Source organism: Vibrio splendidus (assembly GCF_003345295.1).
In the GTDB taxonomy this organism is placed as follows: Bacteria; Pseudomonadota; Gammaproteobacteria; order Enterobacterales; family Vibrionaceae; genus Vibrio; species Vibrio splendidus_K.
In genome coordinates this window covers 2,060,700-2,084,714 of sequence record NZ_CP031055.1, presented here as the reverse complement: position 1 = coordinate 2,084,714, position 24,015 = coordinate 2,060,700, and the positions used below count along the sequence as shown (strand labels likewise).

Genomic DNA, 24,015 nt, shown 5'->3' with positions numbered 1-24,015 from the left:
AGCCACAGTTATTATTTGTCACTAAGGTGTTGTATGTCTGGCGTTTTAAATTCGGTTGATCAGAGAACCAAACTGGTCGGTGAAAACCGTCTGGAGCTCTTGTTATTCAGCTTAAACAGTCGTCAACTATTTGCGATTAACGTATTTAAAGTGAAAGAAGTCCTAAAGGTGCCAGTACTCACTCGCTTGCCGGGCTCTCACCATCATATTACAGGTGTTGCGTCTCTACGTGGTGAATCAGTGCCTGTTATCGATCTGCGCAGCGCGATTGGCTTCCCGCCGTCACGAGATGAGACTCAAGAAAATAACTTGATCATCACGGAATACAACCGAACTGTACAAGGTTTCTTGGTTGGACAAGTGCGTAATATCGTGAATACGACGTGGACTGAAATTCAGCCGCCGCCAAAGACAACGGGTCGTGCCAATTACCTGACTGCTATCACGCATATTCAAGAAGAAGAGCAGCACAAAATCGTTGAGATTATTGATGTTGAAAAGGTACTCGCTGAAATCATTGATTATGATGTTTCGATTTCTGACGGTGTTTTAGATGAGCAACTTGCCAATGAAATGGTTGGACGTAATGTACTTATCGTTGATGACTCTTCAACCGCGCGTAACCAGATTAAAGGTACCTTATCGCAACTGGGTTTGAACATTATTGAATGTTGTGATGGTTTAGAAGCACTGACCTTACTTAAGGGCTGGTGTGATGAAGGTAAAGACATCAATCAAGAAATATTGTTGATGATCACCGATGCTGAAATGCCTGAAATGGACGGCTATAAACTGACGCATGAAGTGCGTACGGATCCAAGAATGCATGACCTGTTCATCACGCTAAATACTTCATTAAGTGGAAGCTTTAATGAAGCTATGGTTGAGAAAGTAGGGTGTAATCGCTTTATTTCTAAGTTCCAACCGGACCTTCTGGTTGAAGTGACTCAAGAGCGAATGCGTCAGATTTTATAATTAAGACTGCTGTACGGTTATTTTGAGTGACCTTATGGGAAACGTTTGCTAATATTCACGCAGCATATTTTTCTTAACGAAATATGCTCAACTACTAGCGTAACTTTTCACACACAATCTAAGGTAGTTCCTCTTAATGATATGGTTGACTTCTAAAGTCGTAATGACTTTGAGCTTATTACTGTATAGGGAATTTAAGAAAAGACGTACGGAAGCTGAAGTTGAGTCATAACTCAACGATTTAAATTGAAGGGAGGCTGATGCCTCCCTTTTCCTTTTCTGGCATTTATGAAAGGGCTATTTGAATCGCTAATGAAAATCTCGAGATTTGGTGTTCAAGCCAACTATTTCATCAGTTATATCGATAAGTTTCCCCGCAATCACATGCACGACTTCGCCTTCCTTCTCTAAGACTCCTTGTACCTTTAAAGCCTTAGCTGTGAGGTAAGCTTGCTGTTGCGCGCGGGCGGTGGCTCCCCACACCACAACATTAATATTACCTGTGTCATCTTCCAATGTGACAAAGGTGACACCAGCTGCGGTGCCGGGTGACTGTTTACCCGTGACTAATCCGACAACGGTGACCATGGATTTGTGTCTTTGTTGTATTAAGTCCTTCATGTGTGTGAATCGACCTAATCGATTGGCTTCTTCGAGCAAAGTGATTGGGTGTTTGTTTAATGAAATCCCGACACTGGTGAAATCTTCGAGTAGATCTTGCATCTCACTGGGTTGATGCAATGAGAGCTCGCCATTATCATCTTCTGCATAGTTATCGACTTGGTTAAACAAAGGCAGATCAGAGGCTGAGTCCATCATTGCCCAACGCGTCTGGAAGCGGCCTCCCGAGACGTTATGCAGCGCATTGGCCGATGCCAGTAGCTCGATATCTTTTTTATTCATCGATAACTGTTTCACCTGGCTAGGGTGGCGATAACCGGATTGCGGGCGATTGGCAAGCACACTTTGAATTCCATGTTCGCTGAATCCTTTGATTAGTCGCAGCCCTAAGCGAATCGCTAAACTATTCTGATGTTCAACGACTATGTGGTTGTCTTGTGAGGCGTTCACACATACCGGAAGAACTACCATATTGTGTCGTTGGGCATCTTGTACCAACTGCGATGGGCTATAAAAGCCCATGGGTTGGCTATTGAGCAAAGAAGCGTAGAAACATTCTGGGTAGTAACATTTCAACCAAGCTGAGCAATACGCTAATACTGCAAATGAAGCCGAGTGACTTTCAGGAAAACCGTACTCGCCGAAGCCGCATATCTGTTTAAAGATCTGTTCGGCAAACTCTGTCTCATAGCCACGCTTTTGCATCCCCTCGATGAGCTTGTTTTTAAACTTAAAGACGTTGCCATTTTTTTTCCAAGCGGCCATCGCACGTCTGAGCTGATCGGCTTCACCACCGGTGAACCCTGCAGCGACCATCGCGAGCTTAATCACTTGTTCTTGGAATATCGGTACGCCTAAAGTGCGTGACAGTACCGATTCCACATCTTTAGATGGATAGCTGATGGGCTCAATACCATCTCGGCGTTTTAGAAACGGATGCACCATATCGCCTTGAATAGGCCCTGGACGCACGATAGCGATTTGAATAACCAAGTCGTAATAAGTCCTCGGTTTAAGCCTTGGCAGCATACTCATTTGAGCGCGTGACTCAATTTGGAATATCCCGACCGTGTCTGCCCGTTGAATCATGCCGTAAACTTGAGGATCATCTTTAAGGCGAGTGATCTCTGCAATGGTCAGTGATCGTCCATGGATAGACTGGATCAGGTCGAAACATTTACGAATCGCAGAGAGCATACCCAGTGCAAGCACATCGACTTTCAGCAAGCCTAAGGTTTCTAGATCATCCTTATCCCATTGAATTATGGTTCGTTCGTGCATCGCGGCATTCTCGACAGGAACCAGTTCATACAAAGGCCCTGAGGATATGACAAAGCCACCGACGTGTTGAGATAAGTGACGTGGAAAACCGATGATTTCATTGACCAAATGGATAAACTGCTGACCTTTTAAAGAGTCAGGTTGTAGCCCCAATTGAGTTAACTGAGCCTGCCAGCCTAGGCTTTTGTCCCTGCGATTGGTGTTTTTAATGAAGTAATCAAGTTGAGTTTCTTGTAGTCCCAATGCTTTACCTACATCTCTAACCGCACTTTTAAAGCGATAAGAGATGACCGTTGCAGCAAGTGCAGCCCGTTCTCTACCGTATTTTTGATAGATGTATTGGATGACTTCTTCACGGCGTTCATGTTCAAAGTCGACATCAATATCGGGTGGCTCATCGCGCTCTTTACTGATGAAGCGTTCAAATAGCACTGAGATCTGTCTTGGATCGACAGAGGTGATTTCTAGGCAGTAACAGACCACGGAATTAGCCGCAGAACCTCGACCTTGATAAAGAATACCTTGGCTTTTGGCAAACATGACAATGTCGTGAATCGTGAGAAAAAAGAAAGGGTAATTGAGCTCACCAATCAACCCCATTTCTTTATCTATGATTTGTTGAATGTCGTTAGGCACGCCTCGCGGGAAGCGAGCCTGTTTCCCTTTCTCGACTAACATATGCAAATAACTCATAGGTGTTTCGCCTTGAGGAATGAGCTCGCTAGGGTATTCGTAACGTAAGCTGTCTAAATCAAATTCGCATAGCCCAGAGATTCGGTTGCTCTCTTCTAGCCACTCAGCTTTGAATATATGAGAGATCTTATTGATGCTGCGTAAACAACGCTCGGCATTGGCGAGTAAGTGACTGCCCACTTCAGTAATGGGACGTTGGTATTTGATCGCAGTGAGTGAATGCTGCAAGGGTAAGCGATTAGCGTTGTGCATCAGCACGCCACCACAGGCAGTAATCGGCAGTTGATGGTGTTGTGACAGCTCAACACAGTAATCTGTGTACTGCTGGTCGGTTTGCTTTAGGTGTCGTTGTAAGCCAATCCACAATCGACCGGAGTGGTGTTGAGAAAGCCATTGCCCCCAATGCGCATCTTCATTTTTCTGTTGAGGAAGCCAAAGAATGAAGCAGTGCTTAGCCGACATGATATCCCATTCAGAGAGTTGATAATGTCCTTTGCTGCTACGACGTCTCGCATTGGTAATAATACGACACAGCTCGGCGTAGGCTTGTCTGTTTGGACATAACAAGACAACTTGGCACTCTTCATTTAACCAAAATAGGCTCCCGACAATTTGCTTGAGCGACAGTTTATGTTGTTTGATCGCAGAGTGAACCTTAACGATGCCCGCCACAGAGCACTCATCAGTGATAGCGAGTGCTTTGTAACGCAAGAAGTCGGCCTGTAAAACAAGCTCTTCTGCGTGTGAGGCTCCCTCAAGGAAGGAGTAATTACTTTGGCAAAATAGCTCTGAGTATTGCTGAGACATAACGTAATCTCACTTAACCATTGCGAGTGGGCTTGATTGAAAAGGGACGTTGAAATCGTCAGTAAGTTATACTGAGTGAGCGACTAAATTGTCTGACTGACTGACTTTTTTCCTACAGACTAGCTAAATAAGCCGTGCAAAAACCATTGTTTATCTGGCGTTCTGAATATCCATAGCCACCGACCGTTTTCGCTGTGAGCAATAAAGTAGTCACGAATGATTTTCTCTCCGTCCCACCATCCAGAAACAATGCGCTCAGGGCCTTGAGATAAGGTGACACTCTCGGTTAAGACTTCGGGCTCGGGCAGGAGAATACTCGGCCTGAGTCGCTGCTGGCTGATGTTGGGAGTTGCTATTTTCTGTTCGAACTCTGTGGGTGTTTGCCTCTTTGCCACAGACTTACTCAGTGTTGGGAGCGAGTACTGATTGGCCTTTTCTGGCCTTGGGTCGTGCTGTATTTTCGGTGTTTGAATACAGGGTTGCCCAAGCTTTGCTTGCAGTAGTGAGAGCAAATCTAACGCGGCAAGTGTTCCTGTATTGCCATCAAAAAGATCACGGTAGGCCATTTGCGGTTCTCCATGACGAATCAAAGAGAGAGTCAGCCCCTGAACCGGTGCCGTGATCTTCAGTGATTCTAAGGTTAGATGAGTCAGGTTCGCCCACTTTGCAGCAAGGTAATCGCCTTGTGCTGAATAGAAAGAGACAGGGTGGTCGTCTTTATCTCTCAGATGCAAAGTCAGCGTTAACTCGAAAGCCACTCGGTCGCGTAGTTTCAAAAAACACTCGAGTTGATTTAATAATTTCAGTAACGGCTTTTCGATAAACAGGATGTTTTCAATATCAAACAATAGCTCGAGATATTGCTGAAAATTCTCCGGTGGATGATAGAAATCAATCGGGTGCTTGAACTGTCCGTTAAGGCGACCAACATAATTCACTAAATCGATATCAAAGCGACGTGCGACATCTTGCAAAGGCAGTTTCAATAGGCCATCCACTAAGTTAATGCCGACGCGGTTCAGACGCTCCACTTGCTTAGTTGGCAACTCACTAGAACTCAATGCTTGTTGATTGACCCATGCTTTCATTTGCTCAACATTATTAGTGACTTGGTTGATGGATTGCTTGCCCAAAAGGATCGCAGAAAGTGGTGAGTAACCCGTCGCGAAGCTGAACTGGATATTGAGCGTTTCTAAGTGGCTTTTGAGCTCATGCCAGTAGTTATCTAACCCATCGTAAAGTGACAGCATATTAGAAGCTTTAATCAACAAACCATTCGGTGGTAGTAAAGCCATGTCAGAAGTGACCAAATACGCCCATTGAGCGATCTCTTTGAGCTTGCTTTTTTCTAGCTCAATACTGTAAGGGTGGACGTGTAAGTTATGGCAAAGCGCCGCCGCAGACCCTAGCCCCATACCAAGTGAAATTCCCGATTGCAGAGCAGCTTGGTTAGCTTGCAGCACACGGTGATCTTTTTCATCCACGATGATAATAGGTTGCTCGTGTGACTCTTCATTAGAGTGAACTTTCTCGGAGTTAGATAGCTCAGAATTAAACAAAGTATCCAACTGCAGAGATGGAAAGTGCAGATAAAGCCACAACATACGCTAGCCTTGTTTCGCAATAGGAAAAGCCAGCACGGTGTTATTTGATAAAGCACTATGTGAACTGTCTTGAAGGGTGATTTTTTCAGTGAGTAACGGCCAATTTTGGCTCATGTCTAGAATAAAGAAGCCATATGACCAACTGCCTTTCCTTTTTGTGACCTCAACCTTTAACCCTTGGGCGTGAGAAGATAGCTTCATACTTAGAGAAACGGGTAGGGATAACTGATTATGGCTGCTGGCCTTAAAGTGAAATTGCAGACACTTACCGGTTTCGCTTGCTGCTTGCAGGCGCTTGGTTTGGTGTATTTCTAGATCGGCTCCCCATAGCAATACCGAGTGACAGGCGCCGCTTTTAAGGCACTGCTCTGCTGCCCACAATGCATCGAGATCGCGCTGAGGTTGGATAACGAGGATGTTCTCTAGTTCAATACCTTGGCTGCTAAAAAACTCAGCACAGATCTTCCCCGGTGGGTTAATGAAGATGGCCAATTTTTGTGAGTTTTGTTGAGCTAAATAGGGTGTAAGCAGGCGAAGTTCGCCGATCCCTTGTTGCGATTCAACCTCAATAACACCATGCGTCGGAAAGCCACCATCAAGCTGTTTATCCAATTGAGAATAGCCTGTTGAAGTAGTGCTTCCTTGCGCTGTTGATTGTAACCCTGTCCAGATTAGCTGGCGGTCTTGTAAGTTTTTTATTAGTTCATGCATAATTAAATACCTGTATATTTATACAGTATATTTGACAATGAAAAAGATGCAAAGAAAAATGACGAAAATCAGATGAACTAAATATTAGATGATTGATTTAGATGCAAAAAAAGCCGCTATGGAAGCGGCTTCTTACTGTTGGTTAATGATATCAGTTACTTAGGTTGAGCATCGATACATTGGCCATTAATGTCTGTCACACTTGGGTTCATTAAGTGTAGGTACAGCGGGATGATGTCGAGTGGCGTTTTCAGCTTGTTCGCATCTTCACCTGGGTACGCTTTTGCACGCATGCGTGTTTGAGTGCCGCCTGGATTGATCGCGTTTACACGGATGTTGGTGTCTTCAAGTTCGTCCGCTAGGATTTGCATCATGCCTTCGGTAGCAAACTTAGAAATCGCGTAAGTGCCCCAGAACGCACGGCCAGAGTGACCAACCGTTGAAGAGGTAAAGACAATACGACCCGCTTCAGCTTTCTTAATTACAGGCAGTAATGCTTGAGTCATTAGAAATTCAGCTTTAACGTTGATTTGCATTACGCCATCAAACGTTTCTTCATCGATTTGATCGAATGGACTTAACGTGCCAAGCACACCTGCGTTATGCAGTAGGCCGTCTAAACGACCGAACTGTGATTCAATGGTTTCAGCCATATCAATGTAGTTCTGCTTTGTTGCTCCTTTGAGGTCTAGCGGAATGATCGCAGCCTGAGGGTAACCAGCACTTTCGATTTCATCGTAAATGAATTCAAGGTTTTTAACATTGCGGCCTAACAGAATGACAGTTGCACCATGTTGAGCGAAGCTTAGTGCGGCTTGGCGACCAATGCCAGCACCGGCACCTGTAACCAAAATTACTTTATCTTTGAGGGCATCTGTAGAGATTGGGTAATCCACTGTGCTTATCCTTCTTTCTTTTATTATGTTCGTCATTCCATTGATGTTTAATCACACAGATAACCGCAGGAATGATGAGAAATTCTTGGTAATCGTGACAAGATGGTTACAATACACTAATTCATACAATAGGGGATATGACATTGGAATTTTTGTTGGACTACGGCTTGTTTTTAGCCAAGATTGCGACCGTTGTAATCGCCATCATTGCAATTTTAGTGATTGCTAAATCGGTGGGTGGAAAATCAAGCGCGATTAAAGGTGAGCTGGAAATCACGAACCTATCTGAACACCACAAACAAACGATTGAACAACTAGAGCACCATTTGCATGATGATGCTTTCATCAAAGCACGTGATAAAGCAGAAAAGAAAGCGGAAAAAGAAAAAGTAAAATCACGTGGCAAAGAAGTGAAGAAAGCAGCGAAAGAGGGTGAGCTTGATAGCAAGCGTGAACCACACCTATTCGTTCTCGACTTTAATGGCAGCATTGATGCGAAAGAAGTGGCTTCATTACGTGAAGAGGTAACAGCGGTTCTAGCTGTGGCTCGTGAAGGCGATGAAGTATTGCTTAAACTTGAGTCTGGCGGTGGCATGGTTCACGGCTATGGTTTGGCGTCTTCTCAACTCGACCGTATCAAAGCAGCAGGCCTGCCTCTGATTATCTCTGTAGACAAAGTAGCCGCGAGTGGTGGTTACATGATGGCATGTATCGCGGACAAAATTGTATCTGCACCTTTTGCTATTGTTGGCTCTATTGGTGTTATTGCTCAACTGCCAAACTTCAATAAATTGCTTAAAAAGCATGACATTGAGTTCGAACAGCTAACGGCGGGTGAGTACAAACGCACGCTTACTATGTTTGGCGAGAACAGCGATAAAGCACGCGAGAAGTTTAAAGAAGAGCTCGAAGAGACACATGGCCTATTCAAAGACTTCATCCGTGACCATCGTCCAGCACTCGATCTTGAAAAAGTAGCAACGGGTGAACACTGGTTTGGTACACAAGCACATGAGCTTGGGCTGGTGGATGAGATCAGCACTTCCGATGATTTAGTCGTAGCGGCATGTAAGGACAAAACGGTTCTAGCGATTCACTACGTACAGAAGAAAAAGCTGTCAGACAAACTAGCGGGCGTGGCAGGTCAATCTGCAGACAGCGTGCTGATGAAGCTGATTGAACGCGGCCAAAAGCCGATTGTTTAAGCTTATTTAGCTTTAGCTTTAGCTCTAGTATCTAGGTTTAGTGCCTTGCGTCTATTGAAGACGTTTGAGCCTTAAAAAGAAAGCGCATAAGTCATCAGACTTATGCGCTTTTTTATTGCTCCACTTCCGAGCGGGTTTAACCACTATGTTGTAGGGGGAGCGGAGTCTTATACCAATCACTTACTTATTGTGATTAGCATTAAATCTTGGCTCCATAATCATTTCGTTTCGGACAGGTGGTCAATATTTCTCTATGACCTGTGTCTTTGAGCTCTTCCAAAATCACATCAAAGCCCCATAAGCGATAAAGGTGCTTTAATACTTCATCGTAGCCTTTATCTAGCGGGATACGGTCATGAGGCACATATTGCAGTGTCATTGAGCGATCACCACGAACATCGACATTAAACACCTGAATATTCGGCTCAAGGTTGCTTAGGTTGTACTGCGCCGCGAGCTTTTCTCTAATCAGGCGATAGCCAGGATCATCGTGAATCGCACTGACTTCAATGGTATTTTTACGGTCGTCGTCGAGCACTGAGAACAGCTTAAAGTCACGAATGATCTTTGGAGAAAGGTACTGGCTGATGAAGCTTTCATCTTTGAAGTTGTGCATCGCAAAGTGCACCGCTTCTAACCAATCACTTCCGGCTAATTCAGGGAACCACTCTTTATCTTCATCGGTGGGCTCTTCGCAGATGCGTCGGATGTCTCTAAACATTGCAAAGCCAAGTGCGTAAGGATTTATCCCACTGAAATAAGGGCTGTTGTAGGCGGGTTGAGCAACCACACTGGTGTGACTGTGTAGGAACTCTAAGATGAACTTATCACTCACCAAGCCTTCGTCGTAAAGGTGGTTAAGAATGGTGTAATGCCAGAAGGTTGCCCAGCCCTCATTCATTACTTGAGTTTGTTTCTGAGGATAGAAGTATTGGCTTACCTTGCGAACAATACGAACACACTCTCGTTGCCAAGGTTCAAGCAGTGGGGCGTTCTTCTCAATAAAGTACAGAATGTTTTCTTGAGGCTCACTAGGGAAACGTATCTTGGTTTCTTCTTCCTTACTTTTGTTCTGAGGAACCGTTCTCCAAAGTTCGTTCACTTGAGATTGCAGATACGCTTCACGTTCTTCTTGTCTTGCGGTTTCTTCCGCAATGGAAATCTTTTCAGGGCGTTTGTATCTGTCTACACCGTAGTTCATGAGAGCATGACAAGAATCGAGAAGTTTCTCGACTTCAGCTACACCGTATTTTTCTTCGCAATCAGTAATGTATTTTTTCGCGAACAATAGATAGTCGATAATCGAGCTTGCATCAGTCCAGGTTTGGAACAGGTAATTACCCTTAAAGAACGAGTTATGGCCGTAACATGCGTGCGCCATTACCAACGCTTGCATCGTGACCGTGTTCTCTTCCATTAAGTAAGCGATACACGGATCTGAGTTGATCACGATTTCGTACGCTAAGCCCATTTGGCCGTGTTTGTAGTTTTGCTCTGTCTGGATGAACTTCTTACCAAAAGACCAGTGGTTGTAATTGATCGGCATACCAATACTGGAGTAAGCATCCATCATCTGCTCAGAGGTAATTACTTCAATCTGGTTCGGGTAAGTGTCTAAACGGTAATGCTGCGCTACACGCTTAATTTCTACGTGATATTGCTCTAAGAGGTTGAACGTCCAATCTGGACCATCAGGCAGCATCTTGTCGTTTCTCTTCTGTGTCGCTTTGTCTTTTTCTGCAACGTTTGATTTCGCTGTCATGGCAAGCCCCCTTACGCTGTCTCTTTCTGGAACAGTTCTCTAAACACAGGAAAAATATCATCCACCGTTTTAATGTTCTTCATGGCGAAGTTATCGAAGCTTGCTTCTAGCTTCTCGTACTCGTGCCAAAGCGTTTGGTGTGAACGGCGCGTAATCTCGATGTAAGAGTAATATTGGCAAGTCGGCAATAGCGTATTGACCAGCAATTCTTTACAGCGAGGCGAGTCATCAGCCCAGTTATCTCCATCAGAAGCTTGTGCTGCGTAGATATTCCACTCATTATCAGGATAACGATCTGCGACAATTTCTTTCATTAGTTTCAGTGCACTGGAAACGATGGTGCCACCGGTTTCTTGTGAGTAGAAGAACTCATGTTCGTCGACTTCTTTAGCCTGAGTATGGTGACGAATAAACACCACATCGACGTTTTCATAAGTACGGTTCAAGAACAGGTAGAGCAGCACATAAAAGCGCTTAGCGATGTCTTTGGTTGCTTGGTCCATTGAGCCCGAAACATCCATTAGACAGAACATTACCGCTTGGCTAGATGGAATAGGGCGCTTCTCGTAGTTTTTGTAACGTAAATCGAAGGTGTCAATGAATGGCACGCTCTCAATGCGTTTACGCAGTTCGGCGATCTCTTCTTTTAGACGTGTTTCTTCAAAGGGTTGTGCAGGCTCAGTCATTTTAACTTGGTCGAGCTGCTCCATTAGAGTATTTAATTCCCGCTTTCTACCCGCCGTCATCGCCGTTCTTCGAGCAAGAGATTGTTGTAGAGAGCGGACAATAGCGATGTTGGATGGAATCCCCGCACTTTGGTAACCGGAGCGGTGTATCTTCCACTCAGTGATTTTGTTGACCTGATTTTTTTCAAGATTAGGGAGTGCCAAATCCTCAAAGAGAATGTCTAGGTACTCATCCTTTGATATTTGGAAGGTAAATTCGTCTTGGCCTTCGCCATCAGGGCTTGCATCACCTTGACCTGAACCGCCGCCTTGACCACCACCTTTAGGGCGTTCGATCTTGTCACCCGTGATGAACTGGTCATTACCTGGATGAACACGTTCTCTTACGCCGCCTTGGCCTTGATGAAAGCTAGGCTCTTTGATGTCTTTATGAGGAATAGTAACGTCTTCACCCGTTTCAGTATTAGTGATTGAGCGTCGGTTAACTGCATCGGCCACAGATTCTTTGATTTGCTCTTTATGGCGTCTTAAGAAGCGCTGTCTATTTACAGCACTCTTATTTTTGCCATTGAGCCTCCGATCGATAAATTGTGCCATAAGAACTCCCTCTCAGCTGATATCGCGATCCTACTTTTATAGGTTGTAAGAGTTATTGGTTTGTACGAGCTGCTCACTTGAACAGCTCAGTACAGTTTGGTTATGAGGATTTACGAACTCTTAGGTACCACTCGGATAGCAGTCTCACTTGTTTCTCGGTGTAGCCTTTTTCCATCATACGAGCAACGAAGTCGTCGTGTTTTTTCTGATCATCCGTTGAGGTCTTAGCATTGAACGAAATAACAGGAAGTAGCTCTTCTGTGTTGGAGAACATTTTCTTCTCAATCACAGTGCGCAGTTTCTCGTAGCTCGTCCAAACCGGGTTTTGACCGTTATTGTTGGCTTTGGCACGAAGCACAAAGTTCACAATCTCATTTCGGAAGTCTTTAGGGTTACTGATCCCAGCTGTTTTCTCGATTTTCTCTAGTTCACCATTCAGAGAAGCACGGTCAAATAGCTGTCCTGTTTCTGGATCGCGGTACTCTTGGTCTTGAATCCAGAAATCAGCGTAGGTGACGTAACGGTCGAAGATATTCTGTCCGTACTCAGAGTAAGACTCTAGGTAAGCGGTCTGAATTTCTTTACCAATGAATTCTACGTAACGCGGTACTAGGTATCCTTTCAAGAACTCAAGATACTTCTCAGCGGTTTCTTGAGGGAACTGCTCACGTTCGATCTGTTGTTCAATAACGTAGAACAAGTGAACCGGGTTTGCCGCCACTTCGGCTTGGTCGAAGTTGAACACGCGAGACAGAATCTTAAAGGCGAAACGCGTTGATAGCCCAGACATGCCTTCGTCAACGCCAGCATAATCTCGGTATTCTTGGTAACTCTTCGCTTTTGGATCGGTGTCTTTTAGAGTCTCACCATCGTAAACACGCATTTTTGAGAACAGAGAAGAGTTTTCAGGCTCTTTCAGTCTCGAAAGGATACTGAATTGCGATAGCAGAGCGAGTGTGCTCGGTGAACAAGGGGCTTTGGACAGCTCACTATGTTCAAGCAGTTTCTGGTAGATCTTAACTTCTTCAGAGACGCGTAGACAGTAAGGAACTTTTACAATGTACACACGGTCGAGGAAGGCTTCGTTGTTTTTGTTGTTACGGAAGGTCTGCCACTCAGATTCATTCGAGTGAGCTAGAATCATACCGTCAAATGGCAGTGCAGAAAGCCCTTCGGTACCGTTGAAGTTACCTTCTTGCGTTGCCGTTAGGAGTGGGTGCAAGACTTTGATTGGCGCCTTGAACATCTCCACGAATTCCATCACACCCTGGTTGGCTTTACACAGCGCACCAGAGTAGCTGTAGGCATCGGGATCATCTTGAGAGAAGTGCTCAAGTTTACGAATATCGACTTTACCAACCAGAGACGAAATATCTTGGTTGTTTTCATCACCAGGCTCTGTCTTCGCGATCGCAACTTGGTCGAGAATCGAAGGGCGTAGTTTGATGACTTTGAATCTAGAGATATCACCACCGAAATCATGGAGGCGTTTTGCTGCCCAAGGTGACATGATAGAGCGTATGTAACGTTTCTCTATTCCGTACTCTTGTTTCAAAAGGTCGCCATCTTCGTTTACGTCGAATAGACAGAAGGGGTGATCATTTACTGGGCTTCGCTCACCATCAGCAGACAGCACATAGATTGGTAGTTTTTGCATCAGTGCTTTTAGCTTTTCAGCAAGAGAAGATTTACCACCGCCCACAGGACCAAGTAGATAAAGGATCTGTTTACGTTCTTCTAAACCTTGTGCTGCGTGTTTTAGGTAAGAAACAATCTGTTCAATCGCATCTTCCATGCCATAGAAATCTTTAAATTCGCTGTAGCGCGATATGACACGGTTCGAGAAAATACGACTGAGATGGGGGTCTTGAGCGGTGTCTATAACCTCCGGTTCGCCGATGGCCAGTAGTAAGCGCTCAGCAGCGTTAGCGTAAGCACTTTTATCGTCTTTACACAGCCCTAAGAACTCTTGCAATGTGAGCTCTTCTTCCTTGGCTGCTTCATAACGTGATTGATAGTGGTCAAAAATACTCATAGTCACATTCCCCTTGTTAACCAGTCAAAACTGATGAGCGATTGAAAAATAGGCTCTCCCTACATTTTAAGATTAGACCCGCTTCCACAATTTTGCTTAACAATTATGTATTTATTTACAATTTTGCGTGTGAAAAACGTAGTGAGAGCAATAGGCAACTTGGGGCGTGTAGAATCCAATTATTTTACATTCGAGAGGATCTAGCCGTTTGTTTTGTGATTTTAGGTCGCTTAATAATACTCACACTGGATTTATGTGTATTAGATGTATAACTGAGCTCTATTGATTTTCTGGAATGAAGTACCATATAATGCGCGGCGTTATCAAAAATTGCTCAATAAATAGGTAGATGTAGTGAAGAATAATGGGTTTAAAATAGTGGCTATCAGTGCTGCGTTACTGGCTTCGACAGCAACACATGCAAAAATCTCACAGTGGTCACTGGGCGTCGCCGCTTCTTATTCTCCTGCTGTCTATAAAGATACACCGTCAAACCGTGCTGTGATCCCTATGATTGGTTATGAAGGTGAGCACTTTTTCATGCGTGGATTCAGTGCAGGTTATCGCTTACTTCCTGCTGGCTCACCACAGAATATTGTGTTTCGAGCGGTTTATGATTCTAGAACATTAAAGCCGGGTGATTCTGATAACGTTGATATTCAAAAGTTAGATGAGCGTAAAGCATCAGTATTAGGTGGTATTAGCTACCAAGTGATCACCTTGGTGGGGATGTTTGAAGCGACAGCTGGTTCGGACTTAGGCTTTAGACACAATGGTATTTATGCGGAAGCAGCTTGGCGTTTGCCGATTCGTCGCAATGGTTGGGCGATTACACCCTCTATTGGTTATGCCTATAACAGTGAACGTTTGAATAATCACCTGTATGGGGTGAGCTCAGCAGAAGCGGCGAGAACCAATTTAAATGAATTCGATGCAGACTGGGACGGTCAGTACTTTATTGGTTTAGGCGGTTACTTGCATGTGACGCCAAATATCCGGGTCACTGGTGGCGTTCGTTATACCAACCTTGAAGGTGATATTGAGAACAGCCCAATACTTGAAAGTGGCATTAACATGGCCGCAAACGTCGGTGTTGCTTACGTCTTCTAGTTGCTTTGGTTTTTCTCTCTAAATGCGGACATTAAAAAAGGGTTACTCAAGATGAGTAACCCTTTTTATTTATGCGAAGTACCGACCGATTATTGCAGTAATCAAATCAAATCAAATCAAGGAAAGACATGACATGGCTAGATTTAGCTCCCATCAATGATTTTCCTATAAATCAATTCACTACCAAACTCTTCACCTGTTGGATTAGTTACCGTTAATCGTTAGATTTTCAATAAGTAAGTCGGTTTCAACTGCTTTCTTCAGGTTGTTTTTTGCATAACGATATTGCCATAATCAACATCGATACCATACAAACCGTCAACGCTCACTGAGCTTGATGGGCGAAAAACCTTTCTACTTCACACCTTAGAACGTGAAACCGGCTTGTAGGCCTAGAGTGCCGTCACTGCCTAGGTTTAGACCACCTGAGCTGAAGTCGTACCAATCGAAACCAACACGCGCCATAAACTTCGAGTTACCAAACATTGGTTGCGTTGACTTAAATTCAGCACCGATGCCGTAAGTTGCGCCCCATTCGCTATTTGAATGTTTATTATTCACTGACCAATCTTTGTTAGTAATTGTTGATTTAACATTTACGTTTGAGTAAGCAAGACCAACTTTTCCGTAGATAGCAAAAGACTCATCGAAACTATATTTATACATTGGAGCTAGAGACATTTTGAAATGTTTCAAATTGCCTTTGTACTTAGTCAGGTCGCCGTTTACGTCTGAAGTAACATCGCTGTTGTCTGAGTCGATGTAATTCATGGTTGATTCTAGATAAAATTTTGTATCAAGAACTTGTGAACCAACAGTGAATTGTGCGCCTGTGTCATCTTCGTTAATGCCAACGCCACCAAGTACGTACATTTCGTTAGCTGCGAAAGCTGAAGTAGACATGATAGCTAGTGATGCAAGGATGAACTTTCTCATTTTTTTATCGCTCTGATTAATAAATTTCGGGGGCATTCTAACTATTTTTCCAAAATAAAAAACACCGTTCGAAAGGCGAAGGTGGTATTTAATTTGTATTAATGTTTCAGAATGTAATTAATAAAGAGAGAGCGTCTGCTTTTTAGAGATATTTAGTTTTATATTCGAAGGATAATTGCCTAGAACAGTGTGATTAACCAGCAAGCGTTCATTGTTCGCTATCTTATCTTGATGATTTCACTTACATTTCCTGTATTTAAAGCATGCTTTATATTCATGTAGCTTCATAAATCGCGTTCTTTTTGTTTGTGAGCATTCACTAGCTCCACACTTACACAACCTCATGATTTCCTTTTGGGCACAAAAAAGCCCACTCCTGAAAGTGGACTATCTGCATGTGACACCAAATGTTTGAGGAACCGATGGTGTTCGATATATCAACCTTGAAGGTGATATTGAGAATAGCCCAATGCTTGAATGTGGTATCAACATGGCCGCGAACATCGGTGTTGCTTACGTTTTCCCGTTGCTTTGGTTTTTCTCTTTGTATACGTGTATTAAAAAAGGGTTACTCACGATGAGTAACCCTTTTTTGAAACTTTTTAGAAGTTAGAGCTGATCAATCAATGTATTAAGCACTAAAGATTTGAGATAGCTCTGTCGCACATAGGTGGTACTGACGAGGGCAATTACGCCATGTTGTTAGCATGCGGCGGTATTTCTCTAGCATTGGCATTTGGCTATTGAAGTGGTGATCTGCTTTGTCGAATTGAGGGTAAAGACCTTCAGAATCAACAAGGAAACGCACGTAATGTACGCTCTGAGCTTCAGAAGCGATATCAAAACCTAGGAACTGTAGGCGACGTTGATCAACTTCAGCACGTTCTTGTTCTGCAAGCATTTTGTTCGACTCTTGCATGGCATGGTACATCTCCATGATGTCGATAACTTCGCGACATTCGGCTTCAGTCAAACAGCCAAATTCTTTATTAAGTTCACGCATTTGAAGTTCGTAACCACGCTCTACAATCGTTTGTAGACGTTGGTATTTAGCGGAGTTCTCAGGATCCATTTGAGACATTAGGTAGTATTGATTTGATAGAATTAGACGCTGAGCATTGGTCATTTCCATGGGAGGAGCCTCACTAAAAAACTAAATGTTATATTCTTTTGTTGCAGTAAGAGTAACAGCATTCCTACGCGTGGAAACATGATCTCAACACGGATTTAATATGATTTTTTGAATTGATAAACAAAAGTTGTAAAGAAAAGTGAAAGGATAGTTTGAGCCACAAAAGAAAACGCCCCAATCGAAATTGAGGCGTTTAAAAACACTATGAACGTAAAAGTCTAGATTAGTATTTTACGTTTGAATGGTACTGGCTTAGAACAGCAACAATTTCGTCCATTTTCTCTTTGCTTGGCGGATTTGTACCTTCAAGAGGGTAGTCATAACCAAGCGCTTCCCATTTATGAGCACCAAGCTTATGGTATGGAAGCAGTTCTATTTTCTCGATGTTATCCATGTCTTTAATGAATTCACCAAGAAGATGAGCATCTTCAGGAGTATCCGTGTAGCCAGGAACAATCACGTAACGAATCCAAGTTTTCTTGCCAATCTTGTGTAGGTAGCGTGCAAAATCCAGAGTACGTCTGTTTGATACGCCAATGAAATCGTGGTGTATCTCATCTCGCATATGTTTAAGATCCAGCATCACTAGATCAGAGGCTTCTAGTACTTCATCGACCACTTCAGTGTGCTTACGAATGTAGCCATTAGTATCAAGACAAGTGTGAATGCCTTCAGCTTGCGCCGCTTGGAAGAAGTCACGAACAAACTCAGGTTGTAGCATCGCTTCACCACCAGAACAGGTGATACCACCACCAGAGGCTTTCATGAAATGACGGTATGATTTTGCTTCGTTGATGATCTCTTCGACCGTTACTTCCTTTCCGTCATGAAGATCCCATGTATCGCGGTTATGGCAGTACATACAACGCATTAAGCAGCCTTGAAGAAACACAATGAAGCGGATACCAGGGCCATCGACAGTACCACAAGATTCGAATGAGTGAATGCGACCAGTTGTAGACATGAGCTATTCTCGTAGAGGAATTTATACCGTGTATTTTATTACAAAAACGGTACATAAAATAGGGTCAAATGGTAACGAGGCCTTTAAAAATAAAGGCAATCACCGGTGAAGATGATTGCCTGTATTAAACTGGAAAAGTAAAGGACGAAAGCCCTTACTGGTGGTTAGAAGAAAGCAAACATAGTTATGCCACCAGTGGTATAAATCGATTCTTTCGCTTCTTTGTAATCAGGCGTTTTGGCCGTTAGCGCGAAAGAGGCACCAACGTATTGGTTATACCAAGCAAAACCCAGTACGGCTGTCGCTTGGATGTTCTCTAATGTCACATCGTAGATCGCAGGGTTTTCGTTGTTTTTATTTGCGTATTCGTCAACACCAGAGCGATCACCTTCGATAGTGAGGTCGTTAAATCGGTAACGCCCTTCGAGGCCAGCATAGGTAAACCAACCCGTATTGGATGCGCCAATCATGCCAGCTTTAAATGGGTTTTCAGTGCTGATGTTAGCCGCGCCAAAGTTACCACCTAAGTCGGTACCCCAACGGAACATGAAGCCCGTTTGGATATCACTTCTAAAGTTACCCACATTAATTTCTGAAATGTTAGAGATCTCGAAGTCTGTATTTGCTAGTGCTTGATTACGCATTAGGTTGAAATGGCTTAAGTAACCAACGCTCCCCGCCCACTCATCGTCAACCTGATATTCCCAACCCATAGGCTCATCTGATTTTGTGATCGAGTGAACCAACTTTTGAGCATCTTCAGACAGTGCACGTTCGCCTGTTGTACCGAAGGTAATGTTAAAACGTTGGGCTTGTTGTGGGTTCAAACTGATGTAGTTGAATTCTGTATGTAGGTAACCTGCGTATGGGCGGTTATTAGCCGATGGCGTTTCTAACTCAATATCAGAAGGCGTATACATCTTGTGGCCAATGGTGATTTCCCATTTATCTAGAGAGCTTGCGCCCCAGTAAGAGAGACTCAATGGTTTCACCCAATTGTATGGCGTAATACTTGACGATGTGTAACCCAGAAATAAGCCGTTGGTATAGTCTTGGTCGACACCAAAAATACCATCATTATCTAAAGCGAAAGTTAGCGTAGAACGCTCAGATGCTAAAGATGAAAAAGAGAGAAGGAGCAGGGGTAAACAACGCAGGTATTTCATGGAGCAGTTACTCTTAAATTATGAACCAAGATAGTACCGTAATTAGAGTTTAGGTGTGAAAAAAAAGTGAATAGATGACGGGTTTTTTGCTCAATCTGACGTTTCGTATAGTGAAGACGAAATAATAAATTTCTGGATGATATAAAAAAGCCCCGCACATTGGCGGGGCTAATATCATTTTACTTATCTATTTAGCGTGAGCTTATAGAGACTCAGTAAATGTACGTGCGATTACGTCAGCTTGCTGCTCTGTAGTTAGAGAGTTGAAGCGTACAGCGTAACCAGAAACACGAATCGTTAGCTGAGGGTATTTCTCAGGGTGCTTAACTGCGTCTTCAAGAGTTTCGCGGTTAAGAACGTTAACGTTAAGGTGTTGACCACCTTCAATGCCAGCTTCGTGGTGGAAGTAACCATCCATTAGGCCTGCAAGGTTAGCACGTTGGCTGTCTTGTTCTTTACCTAGCGCGTTTGGCACGATAGAGAAAGTGTAAGAGATACCATCTTGAGCATCAGCAAACGGTAGTTTACCTACAGACGTTAGTGAAGCTACAGCGCCTTTCTCATCACGACCGTGCATTGGGTTAGCACCAGGAGCGAAAGGAGCACCAGCACGACGACCGTCTGGAGTGTTACCTGTCTTCTTACCGTATACCACGTTAGACGTGATAGTAAGAACTGACTGTGTAGGGATTGAATCACGGTAAGTCTTAAGCTTACGGATCTTGTTCATGAACGTAGAAACTAGTTCACAAGCAATGTCATCTACACGAGAGTCGTTGTTACCGTATTTAGGGTAATCGCCTTCGATTTCGAAGTCAGTTGCAATGCCATCTTCGTCGCGGATTGGTTTAACCGTCGCGAATTTGATTGCAGACAGTGAGTCAGCAGCAACAGACAGACCAGCGATACCACAAGCCATAGTACGACGAACGTCACGGTCATGAAGAGCCATTAGAGACGCTTCGTAGCTGTACTTGTCGTGCATGAAGTGAATGCTGTTTAGAGCTGTCACGTATTGCTTAGCTAACCAATCCATGAATGTGTCTAGGCGACCCATTACGTCATCGTAGTTAAGTACTTCGTCAGTGATCTTGTCGCCAACTGGGCCAACTTGCATTTTAAGCTTCTCATCAACGCCGCCGTTGATTGCGTAAAGCATAGTTTTTGCAAGGTTAGCACGAGCGCCGAAGAACTGCATTTGCTTACCAACGATCATTGGTGATACACAACAAGCGATTGCGTAATCATCAGAACCAAGGTCAGGACGCATTAGGTCATCATTTTCGTACTGGATAGAAGAAGTATCGATAGATACCTTCGCACAGAAACGCTTGAAGCCGTCAGGCAGTTGCTCAGACCAAAGAACCGTGATGTTTGGCTCTGGAGAAGGACCCATAGTGTATAGAGAGTTAAGGAAACGGAAGTTCGAACGCGTTACTAGCGTACGACCATCAACACCCATACCACCCATAGACTCTGTAGCCCAGATTGGGTCGCCAGAGAATAGCTCATCGTACTCAGGAGTACGTAGGAAACGAACCATACGCAGCTTCATTACGAAGTGGTCGATCATTTCTTGTGCTTGGTCTTCTGTGATTTTGCCAGCAGCGATATCACGCTCGATGTAGATGTCTAGGAAAGTCGAAGTACGACCTAGAGACATTGCAGCACCGTTTTGAGACTTAACAGCAGCTAGGTAGCCGAAGTAAGTCCACTGGATAGCTTCTTGAGCAGTTTGAGCTGGCTCAGAGATATCGAAACCGTATTTCTCAGCCATTTGCTTGATTTGACCTAGAGCACGATGTTGCTCAGAGATCTCTTCACGCAATTGCATTGTTGCAGAAAGATCTTCGCCGTTCTCGAAACGCTCTTGTAGAGATGCGAATTGAGCCGCTTTGTCTTTCATTAGGAAGTTGATACCGTATAGTGCAACACGACGGTAGTCACCAATGATACGACCACGGCCGTAAGCATCAGGAAGACCAGTCAGAACACCAGACTTACGACATTTTAGGATATCAGGAGTGTAGATATCGAAAACGCCAGCATTGTGTGTTTTGCGGTATTCTGAGTAGATTTTTGAAACCATTGGGTCAAGAGTTTCACCGTATGCTTTACAAGAACCTTCAACCATACGTACACCACCGTTAGGGATGATTGCACGTTTTAGTGGCTTCTCAGTTTGTAGACCAACGATAGTCTCAAGATCTTTCTCAATGTAACCTGCATCGTGAGCAGTAATGGTAGAGATAACAGAAGTATCGAAATCTACAGGTGCTTTAGTTGCGTTTTCCTGTTTGATACCTTCCATTACCGAAGACCAAAGCTTGTTAGTTGCTTCAGTACCCTCAGAAACTAGGAAAGACTCGTCGCCTTCATACGGCGTGTAGTTCTTTTGAATGAAATCACGAACGTTTACTTCGCTTTGCCACTCACCTGCAGCAAAATCTTCCCAAGCTTTAGCAAATTGCTCTGCCATGACATACCTACCTTTTTAGTAGAAAAAATACGTACATTAACACTGTTGAGCCAGCGCCCCTCGTAAGGGTAGTACACTCTTATTAATAACAATATATATGAGCATATTCGCATCATATGGTTATATATATTGTCACTACCTTTTATATGTTGTCTTTACTCTATGTATTCAAGACTACGCTAAAAAATTTCTGTAAACCTTAAACTAAATCAATAAATGCCAAAAAAAGTTGAAAAAAAATGGGTGGCAGGGGTTGCCACCCAAACTTTTTTTTAATACCAATACTACTTTTGTGTAGTTAGAACCATTATAGCCAAGCTTTTAGGCCATATTGACTTTCTAGCATACCAACTGCAAGCATTGCTACTAAACAGATAACCAAAACGCCAACTGGGATAACAATCTTGTCTACAAATGATAGACGCTTCGCACGCTCTTTATCACCAATTAGACCGTTATTATCTAGAAGCATAGTCAGTGCCCATGCTAATACTGGGTTAACAACCGCAGAACCGAAGATACAGATACCAGCTGCTTGAGAATCTTTTGAATCCTTAACCATTTGCATACCCGCTTCAAGTAGAGGCAGAGATACACCTACAAGCAGCGCAACACGCATCACTGGTGGCCATACAGCTACGTCCATTGGGAAACCAAGAATCGCAACAATAATACATAAAGAACCAAGCAAGATTGCGCCGCCAGGAATTGGACGTTTTGCGATTGCTGCTGGGATCATGTAAGTACCCCAAGAAGAAGTGATGTTACCACCACCAACTGCAGTACCCACCATTTGACGAACTGAACACATAGTCATTGTGTCATCAACATCCATCAGAACTTTTTCAGAACGTTTAGGGTAGTTCAGTTCTTGGAAGATACGGTGACCTAGGAAATCTGGCGACCACATTGCTACGGCAAGAATTGCGAATGGTAAAGAAGCAATGAAGTGTTCAACGTTTGGCAAGCCAAGCATCCAACCTTCAGAAGTAGAACCCCACCAGTAAACTGGGTTTAGGTTTGGAATACCCATTTCAGTTTCGAATACGATATCGAAACCAGCACCTAGTGCTAATGCAATAGCAAGGCCTGTGAATGCACAAACTGGGATAGCCAACCAACGCTTGTTCACTTTTGCTAAGAAAGCGTAGATAGCAATCGTAATAGCAAGAACGATTAAACCAACGTAACCCATGCTGCCTGCTTCAACAGTAGAAGATTGAAGACCAACCGCCCATGCTTGAATCGAGTTAATTTGGCTCATGGTGCCTGTTAGGCCTAAGAAAATGAGTAAGCCGCCAGCGGTACCTTCCGAAGTCAGGTTAACCAGCTTGGAGCCGCCTTTTAGGAAACTTAGGATTAGACCGAAGACACCGATAAGGATTGCCAATGCAAGAGGGTGAGCACCAGCGAGAGCGATGGTACCAATAAGAGGGATCATTGGGCCGTGGTTACCGGCAAGGTTTGCTTTAGGGTTGAAGAAACCAGAAGCAAGAATACAGAACAGCAGTGCAGGAATAAGCATTTCTACACGAGCGACTTCAATTGCGAAGTCTTTACCTAGGTTTACGTGATCCCAAGCTTGGGTTAGGCCATCAGCCCAAGACATCATTACTGCTGAGTACATCGCGATGATACCTATGGTACCAGCAAGTGCAGGAACAAGGTCTTCAAGTTCAAAACGGAAATCACGGCCTGGAAGGTTTAAACCGAAGCGGCGAGGCTTCATGATTTGAAGTTCGTGATCTAGATAATCTGAGCGGCTCTCAAATTCCGAAGAAGGGCGGTGTAGCTCTTTATAGCTTTTCTCTTCTACTTCAGAGTTCGCATTATTCACAACGTCTGACATAGATTCCTCATATTTTTATGTTAGTAATTCTAAAATTGAATTAAATAAGTTCGCGTAATTGCGTTATTTCTTAGTTATAACTTATTAACACTATGTTGCACGGTTTTGATGTGCTTTATGCAGCTAAGTTAAAAGAAATGTTTGGCATTTTTAATGCCTTATTTTGTATTGAGGAGTCTATCAAGCTTACCCTTTAGGGTGATTGATCTTGATCACTTTATGAGTGTATGTGAAAGAAAGCTACAAAACGCAGCGATTCATTAACGTACCGTTGATAAAAAGTGTAATTTGTTTTCACAAACTGACGTTTTCCAATCTTCTTTGAGCCTCTCCCGTTATGGCATTGACTGAATGCTCAACGCCAACTGAGTTATTTCACTATTATTCGATTGCCATCCATTCCTTTTGAAATACTTACAATGTAATGACTTCAAACAGAACGGTGATTGATAGAGGGGGGTGCGCTGAATGCTCTGGTTGCATTTTTCGACAGCGATATATCTAAG

Annotated in this window: 16 protein-coding genes and 1 pseudogene; 4 read left to right on the top strand and 13 right to left on the bottom strand. The window is 43.6% G+C overall.

Going from position 1 to position 24,015, the window contains the following annotated elements:
* Nucleotides 1-33 precede the first annotated feature (33 nt).
* On the top strand, nt 34-975 hold the full coding sequence (locus DUN60_RS09065; RefSeq protein ID WP_004736572.1) for a chemotaxis protein CheV: 942 nt from the start codon (nt 34-36) through the stop codon (nt 973-975).
* A gap of 309 nt (nt 976-1,284) precedes the next feature.
* Here the strand turns inward: DUN60_RS09065 and DUN60_RS09060 are convergent, their stop codons facing one another.
* The 4 genes from DUN60_RS09060 to DUN60_RS09045 form a co-directional block, all read right to left on the bottom strand.
* The gene (locus DUN60_RS09060) at nt 1,285-4,377 is read right to left on the bottom strand and encodes an error-prone DNA polymerase (RefSeq protein WP_114633796.1); all 3,093 of its coding nucleotides are present in this window, start codon (nt 4,375-4,377) and stop codon (nt 1,285-1,287) included.
* Nucleotides 4,378-4,496: 119 nt separating this feature from the next.
* Nucleotides 4,497-5,981 (bottom strand): Y-family DNA polymerase, encoded by a 1,485-nt coding sequence (locus DUN60_RS09055; RefSeq protein WP_114633795.1) that lies wholly within the window; start codon nt 5,979-5,981, stop codon nt 4,497-4,499.
* A 3-nt stretch (nt 5,982-5,984) separates the two neighbouring features.
* On the bottom strand, nt 5,985-6,692 hold the full coding sequence (gene imuA, locus DUN60_RS09050) for a translesion DNA synthesis-associated protein ImuA (RefSeq protein ID WP_114633794.1): 708 nt from the start codon (nt 6,690-6,692) through the stop codon (nt 5,985-5,987).
* A 155-nt stretch (nt 6,693-6,847) separates the two neighbouring features.
* The gene (locus DUN60_RS09045; protein ID WP_004736577.1) at nt 6,848-7,588 is read right to left on the bottom strand and encodes a YciK family oxidoreductase; all 741 of its coding nucleotides are present in this window, start codon (nt 7,586-7,588) and stop codon (nt 6,848-6,850) included.
* Between the two features lie 137 nt (nt 7,589-7,725).
* Between DUN60_RS09045 and sohB the strand changes: the two genes are divergently transcribed.
* Complete coding sequence (gene sohB, locus DUN60_RS09040) at nt 7,726-8,793, top strand: protease SohB (protein WP_162808219.1); 1,068 nt, start codon at nt 7,726-7,728, stop codon at nt 8,791-8,793.
* 199 nt (nt 8,794-8,992) lie between these two features.
* Here sohB and DUN60_RS09035 read toward each other — a convergent pair whose 3' ends face one another.
* The 3 genes from DUN60_RS09035 to DUN60_RS09025 all read right to left on the bottom strand — a co-directional run bounded on the left by DUN60_RS09035 (nt 8,993) and on the right by DUN60_RS09025 (nt 13,873).
* Nucleotides 8,993-10,555 carry a SpoVR family protein gene (locus DUN60_RS09035; RefSeq protein WP_065103239.1) on the bottom strand — a complete coding sequence of 521 codons (1,563 nt, stop codon included), beginning with the start codon at nt 10,553-10,555 and terminating at the stop codon, nt 8,993-8,995.
* 11 nt (nt 10,556-10,566) lie between these two features.
* Nucleotides 10,567-11,838: a YeaH/YhbH family protein gene (locus DUN60_RS09030; protein ID WP_114633793.1), complete on the bottom strand. Its 1,272-nt coding sequence runs from the start codon at nt 11,836-11,838 to the stop codon at nt 10,567-10,569.
* A gap of 100 nt (nt 11,839-11,938) precedes the next feature.
* Nucleotides 11,939-13,873 carry a PrkA family serine protein kinase gene (locus DUN60_RS09025; protein WP_114633792.1) on the bottom strand — a complete coding sequence of 645 codons (1,935 nt, stop codon included), beginning with the start codon at nt 13,871-13,873 and terminating at the stop codon, nt 11,939-11,941.
* Nucleotides 13,874-14,227: 354 nt separating this feature from the next.
* Here DUN60_RS09025 and DUN60_RS09020 point away from each other — a divergent pair, with 354 nt between their 5' ends.
* Nucleotides 14,228-14,983, top strand: coding sequence for a MipA/OmpV family protein (locus tag DUN60_RS09020; protein ID WP_017111073.1), 756 nt, complete (start codon nt 14,228-14,230; stop codon nt 14,981-14,983).
* A gap of 366 nt (nt 14,984-15,349) precedes the next feature.
* On the opposite strand, the gene DUN60_RS09015 is transcribed toward DUN60_RS09020, so the two are convergent.
* Nucleotides 15,350-15,919 carry an outer membrane protein gene (locus tag DUN60_RS09015; protein ID WP_114634314.1) on the bottom strand — a complete coding sequence of 190 codons (570 nt, stop codon included), beginning with the start codon at nt 15,917-15,919 and terminating at the stop codon, nt 15,350-15,352.
* A gap of 388 nt (nt 15,920-16,307) precedes the next feature.
* On the opposite strand from DUN60_RS09015, the pseudogene DUN60_RS24970 reads away from it, so the two are divergent.
* Nucleotides 16,308-16,442: pseudogene (locus DUN60_RS24970) on the top strand (MipA/OmpV family protein); the annotation flags it as partial.
* Between the two features lie 108 nt (nt 16,443-16,550).
* Here the strand turns inward: DUN60_RS24970 and DUN60_RS09005 are convergent.
* The 5 genes from DUN60_RS09005 to DUN60_RS08985 all read right to left on the bottom strand — a co-directional run bounded on the left by DUN60_RS09005 (nt 16,551) and on the right by DUN60_RS08985 (nt 23,509).
* Entirely contained in the window at nt 16,551-17,051 is a 501-nt protein-coding gene (locus DUN60_RS09005) for a YfbU family protein (RefSeq protein ID WP_054547269.1), read from the bottom strand.
* Nucleotides 17,052-17,274: 223 nt separating this feature from the next.
* Entirely contained in the window at nt 17,275-18,015 is a 741-nt protein-coding gene (gene pflA, locus DUN60_RS09000) for a pyruvate formate lyase 1-activating protein (protein ID WP_004736528.1), read from the bottom strand.
* Nucleotides 18,016-18,179: 164 nt separating this feature from the next.
* Nucleotides 18,180-19,181 carry a lipid A deacylase LpxR family protein gene (locus DUN60_RS08995; RefSeq protein WP_114633791.1) on the bottom strand — a complete coding sequence of 334 codons (1,002 nt, stop codon included), beginning with the start codon at nt 19,179-19,181 and terminating at the stop codon, nt 18,180-18,182.
* Nucleotides 19,182-19,383: 202 nt separating this feature from the next.
* A complete protein-coding gene (pflB, locus tag DUN60_RS08990; protein WP_004736530.1) occupies nt 19,384-21,660 on the bottom strand; it encodes a formate C-acetyltransferase in 2,277 nt (758 codons plus the stop codon).
* A 307-nt stretch (nt 21,661-21,967) separates the two neighbouring features.
* Entirely contained in the window at nt 21,968-23,509 is a 1,542-nt protein-coding gene (locus DUN60_RS08985) for a DUF3360 family protein (RefSeq protein WP_017083998.1), read from the bottom strand.
* Between the last annotated feature and the right edge of the window lie 506 nt (nt 23,510-24,015).

Excerpts from the sequence above, each read along its gene's own strand:
- DUN60_RS09065 (WP_004736572.1), top strand. The coding sequence starts at position 34 with ATGTCTGGCGTTTTAAATTCGGTTGATCAGAGAACCAAACTGGTCGGT.
- DUN60_RS09060 (WP_114633796.1), bottom strand. The coding sequence starts at position 4,377 with ATGTCTCAGCAATACTCAGAGCTATTTTGCCAAAGTAATTACTCCTTC.
- DUN60_RS09055 (WP_114633795.1), bottom strand. The coding sequence starts at position 5,981 with ATGTTGTGGCTTTATCTGCACTTTCCATCTCTGCAGTTGGATACTTTG.
- imuA (WP_114633794.1), bottom strand. The coding sequence starts at position 6,692 with ATGCATGAACTAATAAAAAACTTACAAGACCGCCAGCTAATCTGGACA.
- sohB (WP_162808219.1), top strand. The coding sequence starts at position 7,726 with ATGACATTGGAATTTTTGTTGGACTACGGCTTGTTTTTAGCCAAGATT.
- DUN60_RS09035 (WP_065103239.1), bottom strand. The coding sequence starts at position 10,555 with ATGACAGCGAAATCAAACGTTGCAGAAAAAGACAAAGCGACACAGAAG.
- DUN60_RS09030 (WP_114633793.1), bottom strand. The coding sequence starts at position 11,838 with ATGGCACAATTTATCGATCGGAGGCTCAATGGCAAAAATAAGAGTGCT.
- DUN60_RS09025 (WP_114633792.1), bottom strand. The coding sequence starts at position 13,873 with ATGAGTATTTTTGACCACTATCAATCACGTTATGAAGCAGCCAAGGAA.
- DUN60_RS09015 (WP_114634314.1), bottom strand. The coding sequence starts at position 15,919 with ATGAGAAAGTTCATCCTTGCATCACTAGCTATCATGTCTACTTCAGCT.
- DUN60_RS09005 (WP_054547269.1), bottom strand. The coding sequence starts at position 17,051 with ATGGAAATGACCAATGCTCAGCGTCTAATTCTATCAAATCAATACTAC.
- pflA (WP_004736528.1), bottom strand. The coding sequence starts at position 18,015 with ATGTCTACAACTGGTCGCATTCACTCATTCGAATCTTGTGGTACTGTC.
- DUN60_RS08995 (WP_114633791.1), bottom strand. The coding sequence starts at position 19,181 with ATGAAATACCTGCGTTGTTTACCCCTGCTCCTTCTCTCTTTTTCATCT.
- pflB (WP_004736530.1), bottom strand. The coding sequence starts at position 21,660 with ATGGCAGAGCAATTTGCTAAAGCTTGGGAAGATTTTGCTGCAGGTGAG.
- DUN60_RS08985 (WP_017083998.1), bottom strand. The coding sequence starts at position 23,509 with ATGTCAGACGTTGTGAATAATGCGAACTCTGAAGTAGAAGAGAAAAGC.